General features: G+C 34.5%; 1 protein-coding gene. It reads right to left on the bottom strand.

What is annotated here, in order from left to right; genetic code table 11:
• Positions 1–180 (bottom strand): hypothetical protein (locus AC2Q9J_RS17885; protein ID WP_499042019.1); only part of this gene is annotated, 180 nt, incomplete at its 3' end.
• Positions 181–275 lie beyond the last annotated feature (95 nt).

The raw sequence follows: 275 nt of genomic DNA, 5'->3' as shown, positions 1-275 counted from the left end.
CATATCAATACTTTCATAATCAACTGCAAAGATAGAGGGGTTTCCAAATAGGGCAATATTCACTTTTAAGAAGATAATATTCATTTTTGCCTTTTTTCTAGAGATAAGTCTTAGGCTCAAAATCATTTTCCATGCCGCTGTCATCGCTACAAGATGAGAGTGAAAATGCAATTGTGGCAAATAAATAGATGCATTGCTTGATGTTCATATGAACTTTGTTTATTGGTTAATTGGTATGGCGGTTGATGCGCTCAATCCTATCTCTCAAATTCTTC

The sequence above is a fragment of the Planococcus sp. RAB007_Raresut genome (genome assembly GCF_057369535.1).
Note: the sequence above shows the minus strand (reverse complement) of the source record. Positions and strands in the feature narration are given on the sequence as shown.